The sequence below is a fragment of the Cupriavidus sp. FW305-3-2-15-C-LB2 genome (assembly GCF_058787575.1).
This window is the reverse complement of the sequence record NZ_JBYSZW010000082.1, coordinates 1-22,369: the sequence shown is the minus strand read 5'-3', so window position 1 is coordinate 22,369 and position 22,369 is coordinate 1. Positions and strand designations below refer to the sequence as shown.

The 22,369-nt window shown below is 67.9% G+C and carries 23 protein-coding genes; 16 read left to right on the top strand and 7 right to left on the bottom strand.

Going from position 1 to position 22,369, the window contains the following annotated elements; genetic code table 11:
- The first annotated feature begins 6 nt into the window (after nt 1–6).
- Nucleotides 7–933 (top strand): LysR family transcriptional regulator, encoded by a 927-nt coding sequence (locus tag AC3WRR_RS34350; RefSeq protein WP_010809843.1) that lies wholly within the window; start codon nt 7–9, stop codon nt 931–933.
- 3 nt (nt 934–936) lie between these two features.
- Here the strand turns inward: AC3WRR_RS34350 and AC3WRR_RS34345 are convergent, their stop codons facing one another.
- Together AC3WRR_RS34345 and AC3WRR_RS34340 are read right to left on the bottom strand one after the other, a co-directional pair.
- Nucleotides 937–2,520 (bottom strand): aldehyde dehydrogenase (NADP(+)), encoded by a 1,584-nt coding sequence (locus AC3WRR_RS34345; protein WP_439672315.1) that lies wholly within the window; start codon nt 2,518–2,520, stop codon nt 937–939.
- Between the two features lie 20 nt (nt 2,521–2,540).
- Nucleotides 2,541–3,473, bottom strand: coding sequence for a dihydrodipicolinate synthase family protein (locus AC3WRR_RS34340; RefSeq protein ID WP_010809845.1), 933 nt, complete (start codon nt 3,471–3,473; stop codon nt 2,541–2,543).
- Between the two features lie 113 nt (nt 3,474–3,586).
- Between AC3WRR_RS34340 and AC3WRR_RS34335 the strand changes: the two genes are divergently transcribed.
- From AC3WRR_RS34335 to AC3WRR_RS34320, 4 genes are all read left to right on the top strand, one after another.
- A complete protein-coding gene (locus AC3WRR_RS34335) occupies nt 3,587–4,543 on the top strand; it encodes a LysR substrate-binding domain-containing protein (protein WP_058698570.1) in 957 nt (318 codons plus the stop codon).
- 109 nt (nt 4,544–4,652) lie between these two features.
- A complete protein-coding gene (locus tag AC3WRR_RS34330) occupies nt 4,653–5,621 on the top strand; it encodes a Bug family tripartite tricarboxylate transporter substrate binding protein (RefSeq protein WP_439672316.1) in 969 nt (322 codons plus the stop codon).
- A 16-nt stretch (nt 5,622–5,637) separates the two neighbouring features.
- A complete protein-coding gene (locus AC3WRR_RS34325; RefSeq protein WP_439672317.1) occupies nt 5,638–6,654 on the top strand; it encodes a 4-hydroxythreonine-4-phosphate dehydrogenase PdxA in 1,017 nt (338 codons plus the stop codon).
- A 90-nt stretch (nt 6,655–6,744) separates the two neighbouring features.
- On the top strand, nt 6,745–7,920 hold the full coding sequence (locus AC3WRR_RS34320) for an L-rhamnonate dehydratase (RefSeq protein ID WP_439672318.1): 1,176 nt from the start codon (nt 6,745–6,747) through the stop codon (nt 7,918–7,920).
- A gap of 68 nt (nt 7,921–7,988) precedes the next feature.
- Here AC3WRR_RS34320 and AC3WRR_RS34315 read toward each other — a convergent pair whose 3' ends face one another.
- Nucleotides 7,989–8,225, bottom strand: a complete 237-nt coding sequence (locus tag AC3WRR_RS34315; protein ID WP_010809850.1) for a hypothetical protein — start codon at nt 8,223–8,225, stop codon at nt 7,989–7,991.
- A gap of 220 nt (nt 8,226–8,445) precedes the next feature.
- Between AC3WRR_RS34315 and AC3WRR_RS34310 the strand changes: the two genes are divergently transcribed.
- On the top strand, nt 8,446–8,991 hold the full coding sequence (locus tag AC3WRR_RS34310) for a GNAT family N-acetyltransferase (protein WP_492299419.1): 546 nt from the start codon (nt 8,446–8,448) through the stop codon (nt 8,989–8,991).
- A 58-nt stretch (nt 8,992–9,049) separates the two neighbouring features.
- The gene (locus AC3WRR_RS34305) at nt 9,050–10,195 is read left to right on the top strand and encodes a hypothetical protein (RefSeq protein WP_439669597.1); all 1,146 of its coding nucleotides are present in this window, start codon (nt 9,050–9,052) and stop codon (nt 10,193–10,195) included.
- 103 nt (nt 10,196–10,298) lie between these two features.
- On the opposite strand, the gene AC3WRR_RS34300 is transcribed toward AC3WRR_RS34305, so the two are convergent.
- Nucleotides 10,299–10,526, bottom strand: a complete 228-nt coding sequence (locus AC3WRR_RS34300; RefSeq protein ID WP_492299417.1) for a hypothetical protein — start codon at nt 10,524–10,526, stop codon at nt 10,299–10,301.
- On the opposite strand from AC3WRR_RS34300, the gene AC3WRR_RS34295 reads away from it, so the two are divergent.
- Nucleotides 10,525–10,761, top strand: a complete 237-nt coding sequence (locus AC3WRR_RS34295; protein WP_144062247.1) for a hypothetical protein — start codon at nt 10,525–10,527, stop codon at nt 10,759–10,761. The two genes, AC3WRR_RS34300 and AC3WRR_RS34295, sit on opposite strands and share 2 nt — an antisense overlap.
- Before the next feature lie 105 nt (nt 10,762–10,866).
- A complete protein-coding gene (locus AC3WRR_RS34290) occupies nt 10,867–11,415 on the top strand; it encodes a PadR family transcriptional regulator (protein ID WP_010809854.1) in 549 nt (182 codons plus the stop codon).
- A gap of 53 nt (nt 11,416–11,468) precedes the next feature.
- Here the strand turns inward: AC3WRR_RS34290 and AC3WRR_RS34285 are convergent, their stop codons facing one another.
- Both AC3WRR_RS34285 and AC3WRR_RS34280 read right to left on the bottom strand, forming a co-directional pair.
- Complete coding sequence (locus tag AC3WRR_RS34285) at nt 11,469–12,464, bottom strand: NAD(P)H-dependent flavin oxidoreductase (RefSeq protein WP_011616424.1); 996 nt, start codon at nt 12,462–12,464, stop codon at nt 11,469–11,471.
- 61 nt (nt 12,465–12,525) lie between these two features.
- A complete protein-coding gene (locus tag AC3WRR_RS34280) occupies nt 12,526–12,960 on the bottom strand; it encodes a nuclear transport factor 2 family protein (RefSeq protein ID WP_010809856.1) in 435 nt (144 codons plus the stop codon).
- A 209-nt stretch (nt 12,961–13,169) separates the two neighbouring features.
- Between AC3WRR_RS34280 and AC3WRR_RS34275 the strand changes: the two genes are divergently transcribed.
- Nucleotides 13,170–14,192 carry a tyrosine-type recombinase/integrase gene (locus AC3WRR_RS34275; protein WP_011616425.1) on the top strand — a complete coding sequence of 341 codons (1,023 nt, stop codon included), beginning with the start codon at nt 13,170–13,172 and terminating at the stop codon, nt 14,190–14,192.
- A 155-nt stretch (nt 14,193–14,347) separates the two neighbouring features.
- On the top strand, nt 14,348–15,367 hold the full coding sequence (gene galE, locus AC3WRR_RS34270; protein ID WP_010809858.1) for a UDP-glucose 4-epimerase GalE: 1,020 nt from the start codon (nt 14,348–14,350) through the stop codon (nt 15,365–15,367).
- 110 nt (nt 15,368–15,477) lie between these two features.
- Here the strand turns inward: galE and AC3WRR_RS34265 are convergent, their stop codons facing one another.
- Nucleotides 15,478–15,786, bottom strand: coding sequence for an H-NS histone family protein (locus tag AC3WRR_RS34265; protein ID WP_010809859.1), 309 nt, complete (start codon nt 15,784–15,786; stop codon nt 15,478–15,480).
- 501 nt (nt 15,787–16,287) lie between these two features.
- Here AC3WRR_RS34265 and AC3WRR_RS34260 point away from each other — a divergent pair.
- The 5 genes from AC3WRR_RS34260 to AC3WRR_RS34240 all read left to right on the top strand — a co-directional run.
- Nucleotides 16,288–18,054, top strand: coding sequence for a methyl-accepting chemotaxis protein (locus tag AC3WRR_RS34260; protein ID WP_492299415.1), 1,767 nt, complete (start codon nt 16,288–16,290; stop codon nt 18,052–18,054).
- 113 nt (nt 18,055–18,167) lie between these two features.
- Complete coding sequence (locus AC3WRR_RS34255; protein WP_492299413.1) at nt 18,168–20,135, top strand: putative bifunctional diguanylate cyclase/phosphodiesterase; 1,968 nt, start codon at nt 18,168–18,170, stop codon at nt 20,133–20,135.
- A gap of 153 nt (nt 20,136–20,288) precedes the next feature.
- Nucleotides 20,289–20,681 (top strand): response regulator, encoded by a 393-nt coding sequence (locus AC3WRR_RS34250; RefSeq protein ID WP_010809862.1) that lies wholly within the window; start codon nt 20,289–20,291, stop codon nt 20,679–20,681.
- Nucleotides 20,682–20,822: 141 nt separating this feature from the next.
- Nucleotides 20,823–21,299, top strand: a complete 477-nt coding sequence (locus AC3WRR_RS34245) for a chemotaxis protein CheW (RefSeq protein ID WP_010809863.1) — start codon at nt 20,823–20,825, stop codon at nt 21,297–21,299.
- 104 nt (nt 21,300–21,403) lie between these two features.
- Nucleotides 21,404–22,369, top strand: a 966-nt coding sequence (locus AC3WRR_RS34240; protein ID WP_492299412.1) for a methyl-accepting chemotaxis protein, incomplete at its 3' end; no start/stop codon positions are given.

The window sequence follows — 22,369 nt, the reverse complement described above, 5'->3', positions numbered from 1 at the left end:
CCACCCATGATCCCACCCGTCAGCACCCTCCACGGCCGCCTGAAAATGCAGCACCTGCGCCTGCTGCTGGCGGTGGAGGAGCGCGGTTCGCTGCGCCAGGCCGCCGAGGCGCTGACGCTGACGCAGCCCGCGGTCAGCAAGATGCTGCAGGACATGGAGGACCTGCTCGGCGTGCCGCTGTTCGAGCGCCATGCGCGCGGGCTGCGGCCCACGCGCTTCGGTCTGGCGGCCACGCGCTATGCCCGGCTGGTGTTTGCCGACATGGGCGGGCTGCGCGATGAACTGGTGGCGCTGGAGTCCGGCAAGATCGGACGCGTGCGGGTCGGGGCGGTGATGGCGCCTACACCGGGGCTGCTTGCCGACGTGATCCGGCAGCTCAATCGCGATCATCCGCGGCTGGAGGTGGCGGTGCACGTGGAGACCAGCGATGTGCTGATGCCGCAGCTTGAGCGCGACCAGCTCGATATCGTGCTGGGGCGCGTGCCGGATGGCTGGGACAGCAGCGGGCTGGACTTCGAGCAACTGGGCGACGAGGGCCTGGCCATCGTGGTCGGGCCGCAGCACCCGCTGGCGCGGCGCCGCAAGCTGTCGTTCGAGGAACTGACGGGCTACCCGTGGATCATGCAGCCGCGCCCCAGCCCGATGCGCGCGCTGATCGACCGCTCGTTCGAGGATGCCGGCGTGCCGGCGCCGCCGTCGACCATCGAGACCGCGGCGGTGCTGATGACCACGTCGTTGCTGGCGGACAGCGAACTGATCGCGGTGCTGCCGGAGTCGGTCGCCGCCTACTACGGCAGGCTTGGCGCGCTGGCGGTATTGCCGCTGCCCCTGCCGCGCAAGCTGGGGCCCTATGGCATCGTCACGCGGCGGGGCCGCCCGCCGACGGCATCGATGAGCCTGCTGATCGATGCGTTGCGGGCATTGTCGAGGTGAGCCTCAGCCGGGCATCCCCTGCAGCTTGCCGTCGAGGCGCCACGCGTGGCGTTGCGGGCTGTCCGGGCGCAGCGACGCGGGCAGCAGGCCGGGCGGCATGTCCTGGTAGCTGACCGGGCGCAGGAAGCGCGCGATGGCCAGGCTGCCGACCGAGGTGCTGCGGCCGTCGGACGTCGCCGGCCACGGCCCGCCATGCACCATCGCATGTCCGACCTCCACGCCCGTGCCGAAGCCATTGACCAGGATGCGTCCCGCCAGGCGTTCCAGCGCTGGCAGGAAGGTGCGGGCGGCGTCGTGGTCGGCATCCTCGATATGGAGCGCGGCGGTCAGCTGCCCCTCCAGCGCGTCGATGACGCGCCGCATCTCGGTGAGGTCGCGGCAGCGCACCACCAGCGAGGCGGCGCCGAAGACTTCGTGGCGCAGCGCTTCGTTGGCCAGGAAGACATCGGCGTCGGTGGCGAACAGCGCGGCCTGTCCCTGCGCAGCCGATCCCGCCGCGCCGCGCGCAACGGTCTGCACTTGCGCATGGCTGGCGAGCGTATCGACGCCGGCGCAATAGGCACGATGGATGCCGGGCGTCAGCATGGTCGCAGCCGGCAGCGCCCCCAGCCGCGCCGCCGCGGCCTGCAGGAAGCGCTCCAGGTCATCCCCCGCAACCGCCAGCACCAGGCCGGGGTTGGTGCAGAACTGCCCGGCGCCCAGCGTCAGCGAATCAGCGAACGCCGTGCCGATGGCTTCGGCGCGATTGGCCAGTGCGTGCGGGAACAGCAGCACCGGGTTGATGCTGCTCATCTCGGCAAACACGGGGATCGGTTCCGACCGTGCCGCCGCGATCGCCATCAGCGCCATGCCGCCGGCGCGTGAGCCAGTGAAGCCGACGGCCTTGATGCGCGGATCGGCCACCAGCCCTTGGCCGACCTCCAGCCCGGCATCGAACAGCAGCGAGAAAGTCCCTTCGGGCAGGTCCATGTCGTCGACGGCCTTGCGGATGGCGCGGCCGACCAGCTCCGATGTGCCCGGGTGCGCCGGATGCGCCTTGACGACGACCGGGCAGCCCGCGGCCAGGGCCGAGGCGGTATCGCCGCCGGCCACCGAGAATGCCAGCGGGAAGTTGCTGGCGCCGAATACTGCTACCGGCCCCAGCGCGATATGGCGCAGGCGCAGGTCGACGCGCGGCAGCGGCTTGCGTTCAGGTAGCGCGGGGTCGACGCGCAGTTCAAGGAAGTCGCCCTGGCGCAGCAGGCTTGCGAACATGCGCAACTGCCCCACGGTGCGGCCGCGCTCGCCTTCGATGCGCGCGCGCGGCAGGCCGGATTCGGTGGTGCAGCGGTCGATCAGGGTATTGCCCAGCGCCAGGATGTTGGCGGCGATGGCTTCGAGGAAATCGGCGCGCCGCTCGGGCGTGGTCTCGCGGTAGGCGTCGAATGCCTGCCATGCCAGCGCGCAGGCCTGGTCGAGCTGCGCGGGCGTGGCGCCGCCGAATGCCGGTTCGAGGGTGGCTCCGGTGGCAGCGTCGATGGCGTGGATGGTGCCGTTGCCGCCGCGTTCCGCGCGGCGGCCGATCAGGAGTTCGCCTGAGATTGTCATGCCTTGTCCTTTCGATGAGGTCAGCGGGCCCAGCGCAGCACCAGCGGATCGAGCCGGCGCGCAATCTTCAGCAGCCCTTCGCGGGTGGCCGGGTGCATCGGCTGCAGCGGATGACGCACCGCGTCCGATGCGATCACGCCGCCTGCCTGCATCAGTACCTTGCTGGTGGCCAGCCAGCCTTGCCGGTTTTCATAGTTGATCAGCGGCAGCCATTGCTGGTAGCGCTGCGCGGCCAGTTCGGCGTCGCCGGCCTGCCACGCATCGAGGATCTGGCGGATGCCGTCGGGGAAGCCCGCGCCGGTCATGGCGCCGGTGGCGCCCGCTTCCAGGTCGGCCATCAGCGTGATGGCCTCTTCGCCGTCCCAGGGGCCGACGATGGCGTCGCCGCCCAGTTCGATCAGTTCGCGCAGCTTGGCCGCGGCCTGCGGCACTTCGATCTTGAAGTACGACACATTGCCGATCTCGCGCGCCATGCGCGCCAGGAACGGCGCGCTCAGGGTGGTGCCGCTGACCGGCGCGTCCTGGATCATGATGGGAATGTCGATGGCATCCGAGACCGTGGCGAAGAACTCGTAAATGCTGCGCTCGGGCACGCGGATGGTGGCGCCGTGGTAAGGCGGCATCACCATCACCATGGCCGCGCCCGCATCCTGCGCCGCGCGGCTGCGCTCGGCGCACAGGCGCGAGCTGAAATGCGTGGTGGTGACGATTACCGGCACGCGGCCGTCCACGTGTTCCAGCACGGTCTTCATCAGCACGTTGCGCTCGTCGTCGCTCAGCACGAACTGCTCGGAGAAGTTGGCCAGGATGCAGATGCCGTGCGAACCCGCATCGATCATGAAGTCGATGCAGCGGCGCTGGCCGTCGAGGTCGAGGCCGCCCTGCGCGTCGAAGACGGTGGGCGCTACCGGGAATACGCCGCGGTAGACGGTGGGGGATGGGGTGCGGGTCATGCTCTCCTCCGGCTGCTTGTGAATTGGATCGGGCCAATATACGAGCCGCCATCCGGGCTGTATATTGAAACCTTTCCATCTGGTGATCGCTTTTGCGACTCACAGATTCCTTCATGAAATCCACCCTCGACGCCCTGACCGGTCGGTTGCGCATGAAGCAGCTGCAACTGCTGATCGCGCTGGACGAGCATTCCTCCCTGCACCAGGCCGCCGCGGCGATGGCGATGACCCAGTCGGCGGCCAGCAAGTCGCTGCAGGAGCTGGAAGGCATGCTGGAAGCGCCGCTGTTCGAGCGCTCCAGGCGCGGCATGCGTCCCAATGCCTTCGGCCATTGCGTGATCCGGCATGCACGCCAGCTGGTGGCCGACCTGGGCGCCATGTGCGAGGAGGTAGCGGGCATCCGCGCGGGCAGCGGCGGGCGCGTGGCCATCGGCGTGATCATGGGGGCGGTGCCGGAGGTGCTGGTGCCGGCGCTGGCGCGGTTGCGCCAGGCGCAGCCGGAGCTGGCGCTGGAGATCATCGAGGACACCAGCCTGCGCCTGCTGGGGCTGCTCGACGACGGCCACCTCGACCTGGTGATCGGCCGCTCGCTGGTCAGCGATGAACCGGCCCGCTACCACTACCACCCGCTGGGCGATGAGCAGGTCGCGGTCGTGGTGGGCCATGCGCATCCGGCACCGCGCGCGCGTGCGATGGGGTTTGCCGACCTCGCAGGTTATCGCTGGATCACCTATGCAGGCCATATGCCGATGCACGCGCTGCTGCAGCGCGAGCTGGACCTGGCCGGCATGAGCTTTCCCGCCAATGCGATCTCGACCTCGTCGGCCTTCGTCACGGTGGCCATGCTGCAGGGCGACCCCGGGCTGGTGTCGCTGCTGCCGACCGGCGTGGCGGCGATGTTCGTGCGCCAGAAGATGCTGCGCATCCTGCCCGTGCGGCTGCAGTCGCGGCAGCAGACTTTTGGCATCGTGACGCGGCGCGGCGGCGCCTTGTCCGCGGCGGCGCGACAGCTGGTCGCGATCCTGAAGGCATTGCCGCGCACTGCGCAGCAGGCGGCTGCCGAGGTATAACGCCAGGTGATCGCCAGTTCAAAAAACATCAGTAGTGGCGAATCACTGATGCTCCTATAGTCTGCCCATCCGCGCCGCAGAGCCGGACAGCAAAACGACGGAGACAGCAATGAAGATATGGATCGCCGGCGCACTCGCCGGCCTGGCCACGGTGGCGGCAGTAACGGGCAATGCCTGGGCGCAGGACACACGGCCGGTGCGGCTGATGGTGGGTGCAGCGCCCGGCGGCGGCACCGACGTGATGGCGCGCATCGTCTCCGACAAGCTCGCCGCGCAGCTGAAGCAGCCAGTCGTGGTCGACAACCGCCCCGGCGCGTCCAACACCATTGCCGCGGATTTGACCGCCAAGGCGGCGCCGGACGGCAATACGCTGCTGATGGGCGTGGTGACCTCGCAAGCGATCGCGCCGCACCTGCTCAAGCTGCAGTTCGATCCGCTCAAGGACCTGGCGCCGGTGGCGCTGGTGTCGTCGGTGCCCAATGTGCTGGTGGTCAACAACCAGGTGCAGGCGCGCGACGTCAAGGCGCTGGTGGCGCAGATCCAGGCCAATCCGGACAAGTTCCGCTACAGCTCGTCCGGGGTCGGCAGCACCCAGCACCTGGCCGGCGCGTCCTTCGCGCGGCAGATCAAGGGCAAGCTGCTGCACGTGCCGTACAAGAGCAGTAGCAGTGCGCTGGTGGACCTGATGGGCGGGCAGGTGGACATGAGCTTCGAGACCATGCCGTCGGTCATCAGCCATATCAAGGCCGGCAAGCTGCGCGCGCTGGCGGTCACCGCGGACCAGCGCTCGGCGCTGCTGCCCAACGTGCCCACGCTGGCTGAAGCGGGCGTGCCCGGCATCCAGATGAGTGCATGGTACGGTGTCTATGCGCCGGCCGGCACGGCGCCCACGACACTGCAGAAGCTGGGCAACGCGCTGGCCACGGTGATCAGGGACCCTGACACCGTGCGCCGGCTGGCCGATGTGGGCGCGGTGCCCGGCGCGCTGACCGCGGCGCAGTTCGATGCCTTCTCGCGTGCCGAGTATGTGCGCTATGGCAAGCTGATCGCTGAACTGGGCGTCAAGCTCGACCAATAACAACCCCGGAAGTCCAATGAATTCCCGTCCAAGAATCGCCATGGTGCTGGGCGACCCCGCCGGCATCGGCCCCGAACTGATCGCCAGGCTGCTGGCCGACCCCGCGACCGCCGCGCAGGCCGAGATCCTGTTGATCGCCGACCGCGACGAATGGCGCCACGGCATGCGGATCGCAGACGTCGAGCTGGCGCTGGCCGAGACCGATGCGCCCGCCTTTGCCGACGATGGCAAGCCGCGCCTGTACCACTGGCAGCTGCCGGAGCGCCCGGCGTATGCGCGCGGCCAAGCCAGTGCCGAGGGCGGGCGCTACAGCCTGGGCACGCTGGCGCTGGCACTGCAGCTGGCGCAAGCGGGCCAGGCCGACGCGATCCTGTTCGGGCCGCTGAACAAGAGCTCGCTGCACGCCGCCGGCATGGCGCACAGCGATGAGCTGCACTGGTTTGCCGAGCAGCTTGGCTGCCACGGCAACTTCTGCGAGTTCAATGTCCTGGACGGGCTGTGGACCTCGCGCGTGACCTCGCACGTGGCGCTCAAGGACGTGCCGGCGATGATCACGCCGGAACGCGTGGGCGGCGCCATCGACCTGATTGACCAGGCCCTGCGCCGCGCCGGCATGGCGCGCCCGCGCATCGCGGTGTGCGGCCTGAACCCGCACAACGGCGACAACGGCGCCTTCGGCCGCGAGGAGATCGACGTGATCGCCCCGGCCGTGGCCGCGGCGCGTGAGCGCGGCGTGGCGGCAGACGGTCCGTTCCCGGCCGACACCATCTTCCTGAAGGTGCAGGGTGGGCCGTCGCAGCGGCAGTTCGATGCTATCGTCACCATGTACCACGACCAGGGCCAGATCGGTATCAAGCTGATGGGCTTCTCGCGCGGCGTGACGGTGCAGGGCGGGCTGCCGGTGCCGATCACCACGCCCGCGCATGGCACCGCGTTCGACATCACGCAGCAGGGCCGCGCCGATCCGGGCGCCACGCTGCAGGCATTCCAGATCGCCTGCCGCATGGGCGCGCAACGGCGCGCCACAGCCTAGCCACCACCTTCACCACACCAAATCCAGCAAGACCGCCCCCGGCGCGGCCGGGGAGCGTTCGCGCCAACGCATCGCCATCAGGAGCTGAACATGAAGATCACCAACGTCCGCGCCCGTGTCTTTGAATGGAAGGGCAAGACCGTGCCGCCGCAGGCGCATTTCTGCACCAACGCCACCGACATCCTGTTCGAGCGCGGCGACGCCATGGGCTCGTTCCGCTTCCACGGCTGGCTGGTGGTTGAAGTGGAAACCGATTCCGGCCTGGTCGGCATCGGCAACTGCGCGCTGGCGCCGCGCGTGGCCAAGGAGATCGTCGACCAGTACCTGGCGCCGGTGGTGATCGGCCAGGACCCGTTCGACAACGAATACCTGTGGCAGAAGATGTACCGCCGCACCCATGCCTGGGGCCGCAAGGGCATCGGCATGGCGGCGATCTCGGCGGTCGATATCGCGCTGTGGGACCTGATGGGCAAGGCGGTTGGGAAGCCCGTGTTCAAGCTGCTGGGCGGGCGCACCAAGGAAAAAATCTGGTGCTACGCCTCCAAGCTCTACAACAATGACGACCGCGACGCGTTCCTGGCAGAAGCGCAGCGCTACCTCGACCAGGGCTTCACCGCGATGAAGATGCGCTTCGGCTACGGCCCCAAGGACGGCCCCGCCGGCATGCAGAAGAACATCGAACAGGTGCGCCTGCTGCGCGAGCTGGTCGGCGACGGCGTCGACATCATGCTGGAGTGCTACATGGGCTGGACCCTGGAGTACGCGCGCCGCATGCTGCCGCGCCTGGCCGAGTTCAACCCGCGCTGGCTGGAAGAGCCGGTGATCGCCGACGATATCGAGGGCTATGCCGAGCTGAAGAAGGCGAGCCCGTTCCCGATCTCCGGCGGTGAACACGAATTCACCTCCTACGGCTTCAAGGACCTGCTCGAGCGCCGTGCGGTGGACGTGATCCAGTACGACACCAACCGCGTCGGCGGCATCACCGCGGCGCAGAAGATCAACGCCATGGCCGAGGCCTGGTCGGTGCCGGTGATCCCGCACGCGGGGCAGATGCATAACTACCACCTGACCATGGCCTCGACGGCTTCGCCGATGTCGGAGTACTTCCCCGTGCACGACGTCGAGGTGGGCAATGAGTTGTTCTACTACATCTTCAAGGGCGATCCGGCGCCGGACAACGGCTACCTGCAGCTCGACGACAACCTGCCGGGGCTGGGCCTGGAGCTGAACGAGGAGTACTTCAGCCAGTTCGACATCATCGGCTGACGGGCCAGTTGCCGGGTTCTGCCCGGCCGGGCAGCGCGCCATGTTTCACGACAATGCGCGCTGCCGCTTCAAGGCCGCCTCTTCTTCCACTCATAGTCCGGTGGCGGGTCGGCCGCGCCGGCCCGGCCCACGGCGTTGGGATTCTCCGAGCACAGTGTGACAAAGCTCACCGGCTCGCCCGCGTGCTGGCGCTGGCGCAGCGCCTCGGTAAAGTGCAGGGCCTCACGCATCGCATCGCTTGGGAATGACTGCGCGTGGGGGCTGAGCCCGGTGCCGTCGGCTTCGGACCAGTAGACCATATACATAAGGCTTCCTCTTCGTTGCGGCAGGCAATTTTGCAGGATCCTGCAACCTTCGTTCCCGGCGCCGGGAGTGTTGCATGATGGCGCGGGAGGCAGGCAAGGCACGCCGGTTGCAATCCCTGCAGCCACGCTTTGCAAGCCTTGGCATGCGGCGGCACAATGATCGCTTCCCGACACCTTGCCGGCGCTGCGCCGACGCCGACCGCCTGCCGCGCCGCCTATCATGCCCGATCTTGCGCTGATCCCCGCCACGGCTGCCGATGCCGACCGGCTCGCCGCCATGCACGCCGCCAGCTGGCAGCACACCTATCCCGGCATGCTGCCGGCTGCTTACTTGCGGGACCAGGCCTACCCGGAACGGCTGGCCGCCTGGCGCGCCCGCATGCACAACGGCGCAGACGGCCCCGTGGAAGTCACGCTGGCCATGGTCGACGGCGAAGCCGCTGGCTTTGCCTGCCTGCTGCCCGAGGCGGAGCCCCGCTTCGGCATCTATCTCGACAACCTCCACGTGCTGCCGGCTTTCCAGGGCCAGGGCCTGGGCAAGCGCTTGCTGGCCCACTGCGCGCAGCGCGTGGCCGCGCACTGGCCCGGGCGGCCGCTGTTCCTCTATTTGCTGGAAGCCAATACGCAGGCGCGCGAGTTCTACCAGCGGCTGGGCGGCGAGGAATCCGAGGCGTTCGAGGATGATTTCCACGGTCCGGACCTGCGGGTCATGGTCCGCCGCGTGACCTGGCCGGACGTGGCGGCGCTGGTCAGGCGCCTGGGCTGACCAGGGCAGCGCGTCCGGGTCCGTCGCCGGCAAAAAATTCCCACAGGAGTCGCTTCCGATGCTGCAAGCCATTGCTCTCGTTGTGCCAAGCAAACCATGCCGGGCATTGGCCGGTGCCGCCATCGCCACGGCAGTGCTGGCCGGTTGCGCCAGCGCACCCGACACGCCTTCCGTCGCCAGGGCGGTGGAGGCGGCGGCCACGCCGGCCCAGGCGAAGCCGCACTGGCAGCGCGTGCACCTGGGCACGGGCGCGGGCTATGACTTCCCGGTCTACACCAACCATCCACTAGACCAAGACCTGTCGCGCATCCGCGAGGTGGTGTTCGTGCAGCACGGCCTGCAGCGCAACGGCGATGATTACTACGCCGCCGGTGCTGCATTGCTCAAGGCCAGCGGCCGCAATCCGGACGAGGTGCTGCTGGTCGCGCCCAACTTCCCCGGCACGCCAGACCACGGCAAGGGCTTCGACGGCATGCCGCAATGGTCGGTGCAGGGCTGGATGAGTGGCGAGAACGCGGTCAACGCGCCGTTCACGGTCAGTTCACTGCAAGTCCTCGATGACATGATGGCCTTCGTCACCGACAAGGCGCGCTTGCCGCGGGTGGCCAGGGTGACCGTGGCCGGGCATTCGGGCGGCGCGCAGATCGTGCATCGCTATGCCGTGCTGAACAATGTCGACGAGCGCATCCGCGCGCGCGGCATCGACCTGCGCTATGTGGTGGCCAACCCCTCGTCCTACCTGTACTTCACGGCGGTGCGCCCGGCCGGCGCGGACGGCCGCTCGTTTGCGCCTTACGACAAGGCAGTGTGCCCGGATTACGACAAGTACCGCTATGGCATGCAGGACATCGTGCCCTACGCCAAGGGTGCCAATGGCCAGTCGCTGTACCAGCGCTACGCCGGGCGTCAGGTGACCTACCTGGCCGGCACGGAAGACAACGACCCCAACCACCGCGTACTGGACAAGGCGTGCGGCGCTGAGGCCGAAGGTCCCACCCGCCTGCAGCGCGCCCGCGGCTACCTGCGCTATGAGCGCTACCTGGCCAGCCCCGGGCTGGTGATCCGCCACCAGGCCTATGAAGTGGTGGGCGTGGGGCACGACCAGGCACGCATGTTCGGATCGCAATGCGGTGCCAGGGCGGTGTTCGACATGGCGGAAACGGCCAACCCCGACGGCGCCGCCTGCCGCGCGCCGCAGCTCTGATTCCGCCGGCCAAGAAAAAACCCGCGAATCTCGCGGGTTCAAGTCCCTGCCCGCAGGAACGGGCTCGGAGGAGACAACCACAGGGAAACGGTTACATGCCCGGTCAGCCCAGGCTGAATTTGACAACCTGTTCTTCGACGCCGACAAAGCGCACCAGCTGGCGTAGCCCGCTGGCGTATTCCTTGATATGGTGCCCGTCCGGCGTATCGGACAGGCGGTAGTAAATGGGCGCCTTGTCGCGCATGGGCGGCAGGATGCCGATCGGGAGTTCGACGGCGTCGGCTTCCCAGGCCACGTCGCGCTCTTCGGCAAGCAGGATTCTTCCGGTCATGGACACACTCCAGGATTGCTGCAAGGTGCGGCCGGGGGCGGGTATGCGCTCGCACTGGATTTTCAATGTATGGAATGTATTGCATCCAACGCAGAAATGCCATTCAGCGTTTTTTAATTCTGTCTGCCAGGAAATTTCCAAAATGACAAATTTAACGAATGTATGGCATCTGCTGGCGACGCCGGTGACGACATCGCTGAGGGTGCTGCGCAAGGCCGGCATTGCGATACCATAGCGCCAGCCCCGCGAAGTGCGGCTACCGGCGCGTCCCGGTTCCGGGTCTGCCGCATCCGCTTCCAACCATTTTCCATCGCCCCCCGACGGGCCACTGCCCAGACGCATGTCGACCCAGCACGCCTTGTTGATTTCCCTGATCGAAAAACCGTCGTCCGGTTATGACCTGGCGCGGCGCTTTGACCGTTCCATCGGCTATTTCTGGCATGCCACGCACCAGCAGATTTATCGCGAGCTGGGGCGGATGGCTGACAGTGGCTGGATTGCCGCGGATGAAACCGAGGCGGCGGAAGGCGAGGCCGGTGGCGGCGACCGCAAGAACCGCAAGAAGGTCTACCGGGTGTTGCCGGCCGGCCGTGAAGAACTGGCACGCTGGGTGCTGACCCCCGGCGCCAGCCTGGACCAGCGCGAGGAAATCCTGGTCAAGCTGCGCGCCGATGCGGTGATCGGGCCGCTTGGCCTCGGTGACGAGATGCGTCGGCTGATCGCGCTGCATCGGGCCCGGCTGGAGACTTACCTGGCCATCGAGCGGCGCGATTTCTCGACGCCGGACATGGACCGCGCGCAACAGCTGCGCTATGCGCTGCTGCAGCGCGGCATCCGCTTCGAGCAGGACTGGGTGGCCTGGGGCGAGGAACTGCTGCCGCTGCTGTAGCCGCGCCCGCTTGGGCGGCGGCTACGGCCTGCCAGGCCAGCTGACCGGCTGCGTCAGGCCAGGTCGACGGCGCGCGTGCCGGCCTGCTTGGCCTCGCCCAAGCCCAGCCGGCGGCGTGCCAGCGCATATTCCTCGGCAAAGCGGCGCACCAGCTCGCCTGCGGGCACCACGCGCTTGATTGCGCCCACGCCCTGGCCGGCGCCCCAGATGTCCTTCCACGCTTTGACGCTGGTGGAGCCGAAATTCATCTTCGACGGATCCGATTCGGGCAGCGCGTTCGGGTCCAGGCCGGCGCGCTCGATGCTGCCGCGCAGGTAGTTGCCGTGCACGCCGGTGAACAGGTTGGAGTAGACGATGTCGTTGGCGGTGCTGTCGACGATCATCTGCTTGTAGCCGTCCTGTGCGTTGGCTTCCTGCGTGGCGATAAAGGCCGAGCCGATATAGGCCAGGTCGGCGCCGGCGGCCTGCGCGGCCAGGATGGCGTCGCCGCTGGAGATCGAGCCCGACAGCAGCAGCGGGCCGTCGAACCATTCGCGGATCTCGTGCAGCAGCGCGAACGGCGACAGCGTGCCGGCATGGCCGCCGGCCCCGGCGGCAACCGCCACCAGTCCGTCCGCACCCTTCTCGATGGCCTTGCGTGCGAAGGTGTTGTTGATCACGTCGTGCAGCACGATGCCGCCGTACGAGTGCACTGCGTCGTTGACTTCCTTGCGCGCGCCCAGCGAGGTGATCACGATCGGCACCTTGTAGCGCACGCACAGCTCCAGGTCATGTTCAAGCCGGTCGTTGGACTTGTGCACGATCTGGTTGACGGCGAAAGGTGCCGACGGGCGGTCCGGGTGCCTGGCGTCGTGTTCGGCCAGCTCGGTGGTGATGCGGTCCAGCCATTCTTCCAGCTTGGGTGCCGGGCGCGCATTCAGCGCGGGGAACGAGCCCACCACGCCGGCCTTGCACTGGGCGATGACCAGGTCGGGGTTGGAGATGATGAACAGCGGCGAGCAGACCACCGGCAGCGACAGCCGGTTCTGGAGTTGGGCGGGAAGGGCCATGGGTGAAGTCTCCTGGGTATTTCGGTAAGGCGAAAAAGCGGTGCTGCGAAACAGGGTTGCGTCAGGCCGCGCCGGTCAGCACGTCCTTCTGGCTGGCCAGGCGCGCGCCCATGGCGGCGGCCAGCGCCTCCAGGCCCGAGCGCGGGCGCACCATGACTTCGAACTCGGCAATGCGGCCGGCGTCGTCGAAGCGGATCATGTCGATGCCCTTGAGCGCCTTGCCGTCCACGGCCGCGCTGAATTCCAGCACCACGCTGTGGCCGTCCTCGCTGACAAAGCTGCGGTGGTAGCGGAAGTCCTGGAACACCTGGTTCACCGTGGTCAGCACCAGCCCAATCGCGGCGCGGCCGGGATAGGGGGTGTGCGCGACCGGCGAGCGGAACACCACCTCATCGGCCACGATGGCGTCGAGCCCGGCCATCGAACCGTTGGCCAGCATCTGGTGCCAGGCTTCAAGTGAGGCCTGTGCGGCGGGAATCAGGTTGGTGGTGGTCACTTCGGTCTCCTTGGCTGGCGTCAGTGCGCGGCGTCTTGTTGCGGGGGTTTTATGCAACCAGTTGCATAGTGGATGGAAAGGTAGCATGCGCCGGGGCACCGTGCAAGCGATGCGGGGGCCAATGGTGCCGGCGCCACGCCGCGCAGTGACGGGTTGTCTACAATAGGCGGGATCCCAACCCCGCACGCCGGCCCCCGGCAGGAGAGTCAGTGACCACTAAGCCCTCCGCTGCCCATCCTGAACAGGCGGCCTTGTTCGATGCCGACCTGGCCGCCTGGCGCGACCATCCGGAGCGCGCGTTCGACGGCTGGCTGGCACGGCATGGCTTCCGGCACGGCACCAGCGTGGTGTACCGCGCCATGTGGGGCAAGCTGCTGCGCTGGTCGGCCGAGCGCGGGCTGCCGCCGCTGAGCTGGTCGGCGGAGCAGATCGGTGAGTTCCTGGACGCGCAGCAGCTGCACAAATCGCACCGCTATCGCTATACGCGGCTGATCGAACGGGTGTTCCATCACCTGGCGCGGCTGCGCGAGGGCATGCACAACCCGGCCAGCCAGGCGGTGCGCGCCCATCTTGCCGACGGCGAGAACGATCCCACCGCGTTCCTGCTGCCGGGCGAGCGCGACCTGCTGGTGGCGCGGATACTTGGCCCGGCCGGCATGCCGGCCGGCGACACGCGCACCGCGGCATCGCCCACCCAATGGAAGCGCGCCCGCGATGTGGCCCTGCTGGCGGTGCTGCTCGGCGGCGGCCTGAAGGTAGGCGAAGCGCGGGCGCTGCGGGTCGATGCCATCGAAGCCGGCGCCCCCGGTCGGATGGCGCTGCGCATGGTCCGCGCGGACAACGGCCGAGCCTATACCGTGCCGCTGTTCAGCCTGGCCCATGCGCCGCTACGGGCCTGGCTGGCATTGCGCGAAGCCTCCGGCACGCTTGGCGGCCTGGTGTTTCCCGCCATGCCGGCGGGCCGGCCGATGCATGCCGCCTCGGTCTACCGGCGCGTGGAGATCCTGCTGGACGAGGCCGGCGTGCTGGCCGGGCGCAGCGAACGCGCGTCGCCGCAGACGCTGCGCAATACCTGCGCCGCCATGCATTTCGAGGCCGGCACGGCGCCGGCCGAGGTGGCGCAATGCCTGGGCATGCGCGACCCGGAGTCCGGCTGGCGGCTGCGCGCCGCCTATGAGGCCTGGCAGGCGCGGGCGGGGCTGGTGGCGGAAGTGCCGGGAAGCCGGGTCTAGCCCCGCGCGCCGGGCCGGCTGCCCTGGGCGCATCGGCAGATCGTGGATAATAAGCAGCTTCGCCGGCCTACGCGGCGGAAAGAGGTGCTTGCGCCACGTTTTGAATCCGCCAGGCCAAGGCCCGGCCCTGAATCGAATTCCGACACCGATTTTCCATGCCTGAAACCTTGCTCCTGACCGGTGCCACCGGCTATATCGCCTCGCATACCTGGGTTGCACTGCTCAATGCCGGCTACCACGTGATCGGCCTGGATAATCTTTGCAACAGCAGCCCGGTGGTGCTGGAGCGGCTCGCCACCATTACCGGCAAGACCCCGCATTTTGTGCAGGGCGACGTGCGCGACCGCGCATTGCTGGACCGGCTCTTTACCGAACACCGCATCAGCGGGGTGATTCATTTTGCCGCACTCAAGGCAGTGGGCGAATCGGTGAGCCAGCCGCTGGAGTATTACAGCAACAACCTGGGTGGGCTGCTGACGGTATGCGCGGCAATGGGCGCGGCCGGGGTGAAACAGCTGGTGTTCAGTTCTTCGGCCACGGTTTATGGCAATCCCCATGCGGTGCCGATCCTGGAGGATTTCCCGCTGTCGGCCACCAACCCGTATGGCCAGACCAAGCTGATGGGCGAGCAAATCCTGCGCGACCTGGAAACATCGGATCCGGACTGGCGCATTGCCTACCTGCGTTATTTCAATCCGGTCGGCGCGCATGAAAGCGGGCTGATTGGCGAGGATCCGCGCGGTATCCCGAACAACCTGATGCCGTATGTGGCGCAGGTGGCCGGCGGGCGCCGTGAAAAGCTGATGGTATTCGGCGGTGACTACCCGACGCCGGACGGCACCGGCGTGCGCGACTATATCCACGTCTGCGACCTGGCGGACGGCCACCTGGCGGCGCTGGGTTACCTGCGCGCGCAGGGCAAGAGCATGACCGTGAACCTGGGAACGGGCCGCGGCTACAGCGTGCTGGAAGTGGTGCAGGCCTACCAGCGTGCCAGCGGCAAGCCGGTGCCGCATGAGATCGTGGCGCGGCGCCCGGGCGACATCGCCTCGTGCTACGCCGATCCCGCGCTGGCCAACCAGCTGCTGGGCTGGCGCGCGCGCCATGACATCGACCGCATGTGCCAGGACTCATGGCGCTGGCAGTCGATGAATCCGCAGGGGTTTGACGCCTGACGCCCCGGGCAGGTGGCGCCGCAGTGTTGTGCAGGCGCCGCGGAAGACCAGAAAACAAAAACGCCACGGAATTCATCCGTGGCGTTTTACCATCTGCCGGATCGCGGGTTTCAGCGGATCAGGAAGTCTTCAACTGCCTTGCCCTGGGCCAGGGCCTGGGTCAGCCAGCCCGGGCGCTTGCCGCGGCCCGTCCAGGTATTGCCGGCGCTGTCGCGATAGCGTACCGGCACCTTGCGGTTGACCGCCTTCTTGCCGGCCGGCACCTTTGCGCCAAAACCCAGGTCTTCCGCGGTCAGGCCATATTGCTCGATTTTCTCGCGAATATCCGCGATCACCGTGGCTTGTTCGCGTGCCTTGATTTCCTCGGCCTGCTTCTGCAGTTCACTGATTTTCTGAACGATTTCCTGATACGTCGCCATTGGGTCCTCGGTTTCCGGTGGAGTGGAATGCGGTGGGTGTGTGCGGGGGTGAAAATGCTGAAAACAATTATAACGGGGTCGCCGCCCGCTGCAAATCCTGCCGGACTAATCGGATGCTGTTTTTGCGAAAATTCTTGGCGCCGATAATTGTGTGAACTTTCGGTGTCGTGGTCTGTCACCGGCATTTCCGTCGTCGTCGGCCCGGCTGCAGTTCCGGCCGCAGTTCCGGGTTCAGGCCCGCAAATGGTGCGGCCGTACGCAAACCGGCCCGGCGGCAGCCAGCCGCCGCCAAAATCAAATCGCCATAATCGGCCGCGGCAAGCCACGTGGCGTATATCCGACAGGCCGGTTATCGCCGATTAATTGCGCCCGCCACCGGCGCGGCGGCTCAAGTAACAGAAGGTCGCGCCGTTATCCGGGCAGGGCGGATCATCTGGGCGTCGATCCTGCCGGAACGGGGTTGGGGGTGTGCCCCGCGGGTTGACACAGTCTTCTTTCATCATGTCCTTCCACAACAATATCCAGATCAAGACCCTGCTACGGGGCGCCATGGGAATGCTGTCGCTGCTGCTGTTGCTGGTCGGCGGTGCCGGCCTGCACGGCATTTCACAAAGCAATGATGCCCTCAGGGAGACTTATGCCAACCAGCTCGGCTCCACCGTCGCGCTCAGCGAGGCGATGCAGGCCACCACGCGCATGCGCCTGGCACTGGACCGCAACGTGATGCAGGGCGAGCAGGACGACCCCAGGATTCACGTGGACCGTTCCAGGGTGTTCGTCGAGGCTTCGGAGGCTGCCTGGAAGCGCTACATGAACCTGCCGCAGAATCCTGAGGAAAAGGCGCTCGCCACGGAACTGGGCAAGCAGCGCCAGGCGTTCATGGAGCAGGGCGTGTTGCCGCTGCAGGCGGCTTCGCTCGCGGGCAACCAGGAAGAGGCCCTGCGGCTGGCGAAGAAGGTGCTGCCTGACCTGCAGCGCAGCATGTCGAGCGTGCACGAGAAGCTGCAGAAGTTCCAGATGACTGCCGGGCAGGCCAACTTCGATGCTGCGCAGGCCAGCTTTGCGCGTATCCGCATGCTGTCGGTCGTGCTGATCGTGCTGGGCCTGGCGGTCGCCGTGCTGTGCACGGTCACGCTGAACCGCGCCATCGTCGCGCCGGTGGCAGAGGCGCTGGCTGTGTTCGAGCGCATCGCCCGCGGCGACCTGACCTCGCGCATCGCCAGCGTCTCGAAGAACGAGATCGGCCGCATGATGCAGGCGCTGGCCGCGATGCAGGCCAGCCTGTCGGGCATCGTTGCCGAAGTGCGCACCGGCGCCGATTCGATGGCATCGGCCACGCAGCAGATTTCCACCGGCAACCTGGACCTGTCGCAGCGCACCGAGGAACAGGCCTCGTCGCTGGAGCAGACCGCCGCCAGCATGGAAGAGCTGACCACGGTGGTGCGGCAGAATGCCGACAACGCGCGCCAGGCCGGCGTGCTGGCCAATGAGGCCTCGCAGATCGCGCTCAAGGGCGGCGACGTGGTGGGCCGCGTGGTCGACACCATGAACGAGATCAACGGCGCCTCGCGCAAGGTGGTCGAGATCATCAGCGTGATCGAGGGCATTGCCTTCCAGACCAATATCCTGGCGCTCAATGCAGCGGTGGAAGCCGCGCGTGCCGGCGAGCAGGGCCGCGGCTTCGCGGTGGTGGCGGGCGAGGTGCGCAGCCTGGCGCAGCGCTCGGCCTCGGCCGCCAAGGAGATCGAGGCGCTGATCGGCGAGTCGGGCCAGCGCGTGGAGAGCGGTACCCGGTTGGTGGCAGAAGCCGGCCAGACCATGGGCGAGATCGTCCAGGCCGTGCGCCGCGTGACTGACATCATGAACGAGATCGGCGCCGCGTCGCAGGAACAGACCAGCGGCATCGAGCAGGTCAACCAGGCGGTGACCCAGATGGACGAGGTGACGCAGCAGAATGCCGCGCTGGTGGAAGAGGCCGCCGCCGCAGCCGGTGCGCTGGAAGAACAGGCGCAGAAGCTCAAGAACGTGGTCTCGGTGTTCAACCTTGGCACGGGTACGGGAGTAGGGGCAGGCACGGCCGCGACGGCTGTCGCTGGCAGCACCGCACGCACCATGTCGGTGCGGCCGGCGGCAGCCGCGGCGCATTCGGCAACCGCGGCGCCGCGTGCCGTTGCTGCCCGCCCGGCCGCGGCGCTTCCGGCAAGCCGTCCGGCGGCGAGGCCCGCGCTGGCCGTTGCCGGGGCCGATGATGACTGGAGCGCGTTCTAAACCACTGTCCCCACCATTGCCCTGTTCACACGGCGACCGCAAGATGCCATGATGCGGGGTTTGCCCCGCGTCCTGACCTTCTTCGCGCATTCTCTTCATCATCGCGCAGCCCAATGATTGCCCTGAGTTCCATCCTGTTGCTGCTGGCTGCCCTGCTGGGCGTGGCCGCCGCCCTCGGCGTTCGCGCCGGGCGTGCGGACCAGTCAGCCGGTGGCCGCTCGCTGCGCATGCTGACCTGGTCGGCGGCACTGTTATCGCAGCTGAGCGTAAGCCTGCCCGTACTGGTGGTGATGCTGTCGGGCAGCGTGCCGGCGGCCAACGACACGGCACAGATGGCGGCCAGCTTCGCCGCCGCAGCAGCAGCCACCGCGGCTGCCAAGCTGCTGGTGCAGTGGCTGCGCCAGGGCACGCGGCTGTGGCGCGGTGCGGCGCTCATGGCGGTCGTCGCTGGCGCCGGGCTGGTGGCCGCGGCCGGCACCCACCTGGGCCGCGCCTGTGGCGCGGGCTCGGTCTCGGCGCGCGCCTGCATCGATGCAGCCGGCCTGCCGCACCCCGCCTGGCTGGCGGGCGGGCTGACCGCGCTGTGCGCGCTGATGTTCGCCGTCCACCGCGCGCAGTCGCGTGGCTTGCTGGCTGCGCACCACGAAGCCGGCCTGGCCGATGAGCTGGTGGACGAGGCGCACGGCCTGCCGCGCGGGCACGAGTCCCGCCTGGCGCGGCGCGGCGCGCGCATTCCCGGCCGCCCCGGCCGTCTTACCGTGCGTGCCGCAGCGCGCGGGCAGGGCACGGTGGGCGAGTACAGCGTGGCAACGACGATGCCCGACCGCGTCGCCTTCGGCCGCTGGCTGGACCAGACGATCGCGCAGGCGCGGCTGGCCGAGAGCGGCTGCGCCGTGTTGCTGATCCATATTGCCGATTACCGCGAAGTCGACGAGGTCTTCGAGATCCGCGCCGACGATATCCTGGCCCAGGACGCCGGCGCGCTGGCGCAGGCCGTGCTGGAGCCGCATGACTTCCTGGCCCGGCTGGCGCGCGACGAGTTTGCCGTGGGCGTGCCGGAGCTGGTCCATCATGGCCGCGCGCAGGAACTGGGTTCGCGCATGCTCGGCTCGCTGGCCGAGTTCATCGCCGCGCGCGGCTTGCAGATGCAGATCGGCGTGAACATCGGCATTGCCATCTACCCGCGCGATGCGCAGACCTCGGAGGCGCTGATGCAGGCCGCGCGCGTCAGCCTGGCCGAGGCCCGCCAGAGCGGCTCGAACCAGGTGCGCCTGTTCAACAGCGCCGCCGGCGAACGCGCGCGCCGCACCCGCGTGATCCGGCGCGACCTGTGGCTGGCGATCCAGGACGACGCACTGTCGCTGCAGTTCCAACCCAAGTACGATGCGCGCCGGCGCACGCTGGTGGGGGCCGAAGCGCTATGCCGCTGGCGCCATCCCGCGCTGGGCCAGGTGAGCCCGGCCGAGTTCATCACCGTGGCCGAGCAGTCGGGCCAGATCGACAAGCTCGACGACTGGGTCCTGACCAGCGTCTGCCGCCAGGTGCGCCAGTGGCGGGACGCCGGCGTGCCCACCGTGCCGGTGGCGATCAATGTCTCGGGGCTGCGCTTTGCCAGCCGCAATTTCCCGCAATACCTGCTCGAGCAGATCCACCAGCACGACATCCCGCCCTCGGCGATCACGCTGGAGATCACCGAGACCGCGGCGATGAAGGACATCGGCAAGTCGCTGGAAACGCTGGCCGAGCTGCAGTCGCTCGGCATCCAGGTGGCGCTGGACGATTTTGGCAGTGGCTATTCCAGCCTGGGCTATCTCAAGCGCCTGCGCGTGGGCACGCTCAAGATCGACCGCACCCTGATCGGCGGGCTCGACACCGATGCGCAGGGCCGTGCCATCGTCGGCTCGATGGTGGCGCTGGCGCACGAACTGCGCATGAAGGTGGTGGCCGAGGGCGTTGAATCGGCATCGCAGCTGGAAATCCTCAATGAGATGGGGTGCGACGAGGTGCAGGGTTACCTGCTGTCGCTGCCGCTGGATGCTGCCGGTTTTGCCGATGCCTTGCGCGAGCAGGGCGGCGCCTGACGGCTAAAGTTTGTCCGTGACGCGGCCGATAACCGGTCTGGCAGGCTGCCAGCGTTTGCGGCGCAGCCCTGCGCCGGCCCGTCCGTCGCCGGCTGCGCTGCCCGTGCTGTCCATCCTGGCGGATCAACCGAGTCCTGCAAACCGGAGGCGCCCATGTCATCGCCCAGCATCCTCGTCGTCGACGATTCCCCTTCGCTCCGTCGCATGATCGGCGCCTGCCTGCGCGCAGGAGGGTTTGACGTGACCGAGGCGGCCGACGGCGACCAGGCACATGCGCTCGCGGCCGGCGCCAGCTTCGGCATGCTGGTCACCGACCAGGTCATGCCCGGCATGGATGGCCTCACGCTGATCCGCAGCCTGCGCGCCACCGAGCGCTATGCGTGCATTCCCATCCTGATGCTGACCACCGAGCAGGACGGCAGCATCCGCGAACAGGCCCGCGCCGCCGGCGCCTCGGGTTTCCTGCCCAAGCCCTTCGATCCTGACCAGCTGATGCGGGCCGTGACGGCGCTGCTGTCCACCGCGCACCCTACCTCGGAAGGGTAAGGAAAGCCGGGCGTCGCCCTTCAGTCCCCCGGATTGCTGCCGTAAACACTGGTGGGCGAAGTCATGCCCCGGTGCCAGCCAGCGGCCTTGGCCGCAGCAGCGCCAGCAAACCAGCATGAGCCAATTTTGGGGGGCTAGACGATGAAGCACATCGACAAGGCAGACGGCGCGGGCGAAGAGTTCCTGGCCTTTACGCTGGGCCGGGAAGAATACGGCGTCGACATCCTGAAGGTCCAGGAGATCCGCGGCTACGAGTCGGTCACCCAGCTTGCCAACGCACCGGACTACATCAAGGGCGTGATCAACCTGCGCGGCATCATCGTGCCGATCATCGACCTGCGCATCAAGTTCCGCCAGCAGAACGTCAGCTACGACCAGTACACGGTCGTCATCATCGTAGACCTCAACGACCGCACCACCGGCATCGTGGTCGATGGTGTGTCCGACGTGCTGACCCTTGCAGCCGAGCAGATCAAGCCCACGCCGCATTTCTCCGGCGAACTGGCGACCGACTACATCCGCGGGCTGGGCTCGGTCGAGCAGCGCATGCTGATCCTGGTCGACATCGAGAAGCTGCTCAACACCGAAGAACTCGCCGCGCTCGAAGCGGTGGCGTGATCCCGCGGCAGCGCCAACGTTGTCCGGCCGGCGCCCCGCCTGCCGGACCGAACCCGCCCGGGGTGCAGCAACTTGCCGCGCCCGGGCCTGCAGTACTGTCATAGATGCGAAACAACCAACCCGTTACGCAGCGCGAATACAAGCTCTCCCCATCGGACTACCTGATCTCGCGCACGGACCTCAAGGGCCGGATCACCTTTGCCAACCGCACCTTTATCGAGGCAAGCGGCTTTGCGGCCGAGGAGCTGCTCGGTGCGGCGCACAACCTGGTGCGCCATCCCGACATGCCGCCGGAAGCGTTTGCCGACCTGTGGCAGGACCTGCAGGCCGGCCGCACCTGGATGGGCGTGGTCAAGAACCGCCGCAAGAACGGCGACTTCTACTGGGTCAACGCGACCGTGACGCCCACGCGCGTCGATGGCCGCGTGGTCGGCTACACCTCGGTGCGCTCGATGGCGACGCGCGAGCAGGTGGAAGCCGCCGGCGCTGCCTATGCACGCTTCCGGACCGGCCGCGCGGACGGGCTGGCGATCCGCCACGGCGCCGTGGTCCGCACCGGGCTGCGCGGCCTGGTGCAGGGTCTGCTGCACCTGAACCTGAAGCGCCGCATCCTGTGGGCGCAGGCCGGCGGGATGGTGTGGTTCCTGGCCGCACTGGTTGCGGTGGAAGCCCTGGGCGGCGCAGGCGTGGCCGCGGTGCGCCCGTGGCTGTGGGGCGGCTTTGCGCTGGCGCTGGCATCGTCGTTCGCGGCAGGCACCATGCTGCTGGCGCGCGTGCACCGTCCGGTGCGCCACATGCTGGACTTTGCGCTGCGCATGGGCGCGGGTGACCTGACCACGCGCTTCGAGCACCGCAGCGCCGACGAGATCGGCGCGCTGGCGCAGGCCATGCAGACCATGCAGCGCAGCCTGCAGTCGGTGGTGCACGAGATCCAGGAAGGCATGGCCAGCATCTCCACGGCAACGCGCCAGGTGGCCGCGGGCAACAACGACTTGTCGCAACGCACCGAGCAGCAGGCGGCAGCGCTGGAGCAGACGGCGTCGAGCATGGAAGAGCTGACCAGCACGGTG

Excerpts from the sequence above, each read along its gene's own strand:
- AC3WRR_RS34350 (WP_010809843.1), top strand. The coding sequence starts at position 7 with ATGATCCCACCCGTCAGCACCCTCCACGGCCGCCTGAAAATGCAGCAC.
- AC3WRR_RS34345 (WP_439672315.1), bottom strand. The coding sequence starts at position 2,520 with ATGACAATCTCAGGCGAACTCCTGATCGGCCGCCGCGCGGAACGCGGC.
- AC3WRR_RS34340 (WP_010809845.1), bottom strand. The coding sequence starts at position 3,473 with ATGACCCGCACCCCATCCCCCACCGTCTACCGCGGCGTATTCCCGGTA.
- AC3WRR_RS34335 (WP_058698570.1), top strand. The coding sequence starts at position 3,587 with ATGAAATCCACCCTCGACGCCCTGACCGGTCGGTTGCGCATGAAGCAG.
- AC3WRR_RS34330 (WP_439672316.1), top strand. The coding sequence starts at position 4,653 with ATGAAGATATGGATCGCCGGCGCACTCGCCGGCCTGGCCACGGTGGCG.
- AC3WRR_RS34325 (WP_439672317.1), top strand. The coding sequence starts at position 5,638 with ATGAATTCCCGTCCAAGAATCGCCATGGTGCTGGGCGACCCCGCCGGC.
- AC3WRR_RS34320 (WP_439672318.1), top strand. The coding sequence starts at position 6,745 with ATGAAGATCACCAACGTCCGCGCCCGTGTCTTTGAATGGAAGGGCAAG.
- AC3WRR_RS34315 (WP_010809850.1), bottom strand. The coding sequence starts at position 8,225 with ATGTATATGGTCTACTGGTCCGAAGCCGACGGCACCGGGCTCAGCCCC.
- AC3WRR_RS34310 (WP_492299419.1), top strand. The coding sequence starts at position 8,446 with ATGCCCGATCTTGCGCTGATCCCCGCCACGGCTGCCGATGCCGACCGG.
- AC3WRR_RS34305 (WP_439669597.1), top strand. The coding sequence starts at position 9,050 with ATGCTGCAAGCCATTGCTCTCGTTGTGCCAAGCAAACCATGCCGGGCA.
- AC3WRR_RS34295 (WP_144062247.1), top strand. The coding sequence starts at position 10,525 with ATGGACACACTCCAGGATTGCTGCAAGGTGCGGCCGGGGGCGGGTATG.
- AC3WRR_RS34300 (WP_492299417.1), bottom strand. The coding sequence starts at position 10,526 with ATGACCGGAAGAATCCTGCTTGCCGAAGAGCGCGACGTGGCCTGGGAA.
- AC3WRR_RS34290 (WP_010809854.1), top strand. The coding sequence starts at position 10,867 with ATGTCGACCCAGCACGCCTTGTTGATTTCCCTGATCGAAAAACCGTCG.
- AC3WRR_RS34285 (WP_011616424.1), bottom strand. The coding sequence starts at position 12,464 with ATGGCCCTTCCCGCCCAACTCCAGAACCGGCTGTCGCTGCCGGTGGTC.
- galE (WP_010809858.1), top strand. The coding sequence starts at position 14,348 with ATGCCTGAAACCTTGCTCCTGACCGGTGCCACCGGCTATATCGCCTCG.
- AC3WRR_RS34265 (WP_010809859.1), bottom strand. The coding sequence starts at position 15,786 with ATGGCGACGTATCAGGAAATCGTTCAGAAAATCAGTGAACTGCAGAAG.
- AC3WRR_RS34260 (WP_492299415.1), top strand. The coding sequence starts at position 16,288 with ATGTCCTTCCACAACAATATCCAGATCAAGACCCTGCTACGGGGCGCC.
- AC3WRR_RS34255 (WP_492299413.1), top strand. The coding sequence starts at position 18,168 with ATGATTGCCCTGAGTTCCATCCTGTTGCTGCTGGCTGCCCTGCTGGGC.
- AC3WRR_RS34250 (WP_010809862.1), top strand. The coding sequence starts at position 20,289 with ATGTCATCGCCCAGCATCCTCGTCGTCGACGATTCCCCTTCGCTCCGT.
- AC3WRR_RS34245 (WP_010809863.1), top strand. The coding sequence starts at position 20,823 with ATGAAGCACATCGACAAGGCAGACGGCGCGGGCGAAGAGTTCCTGGCC.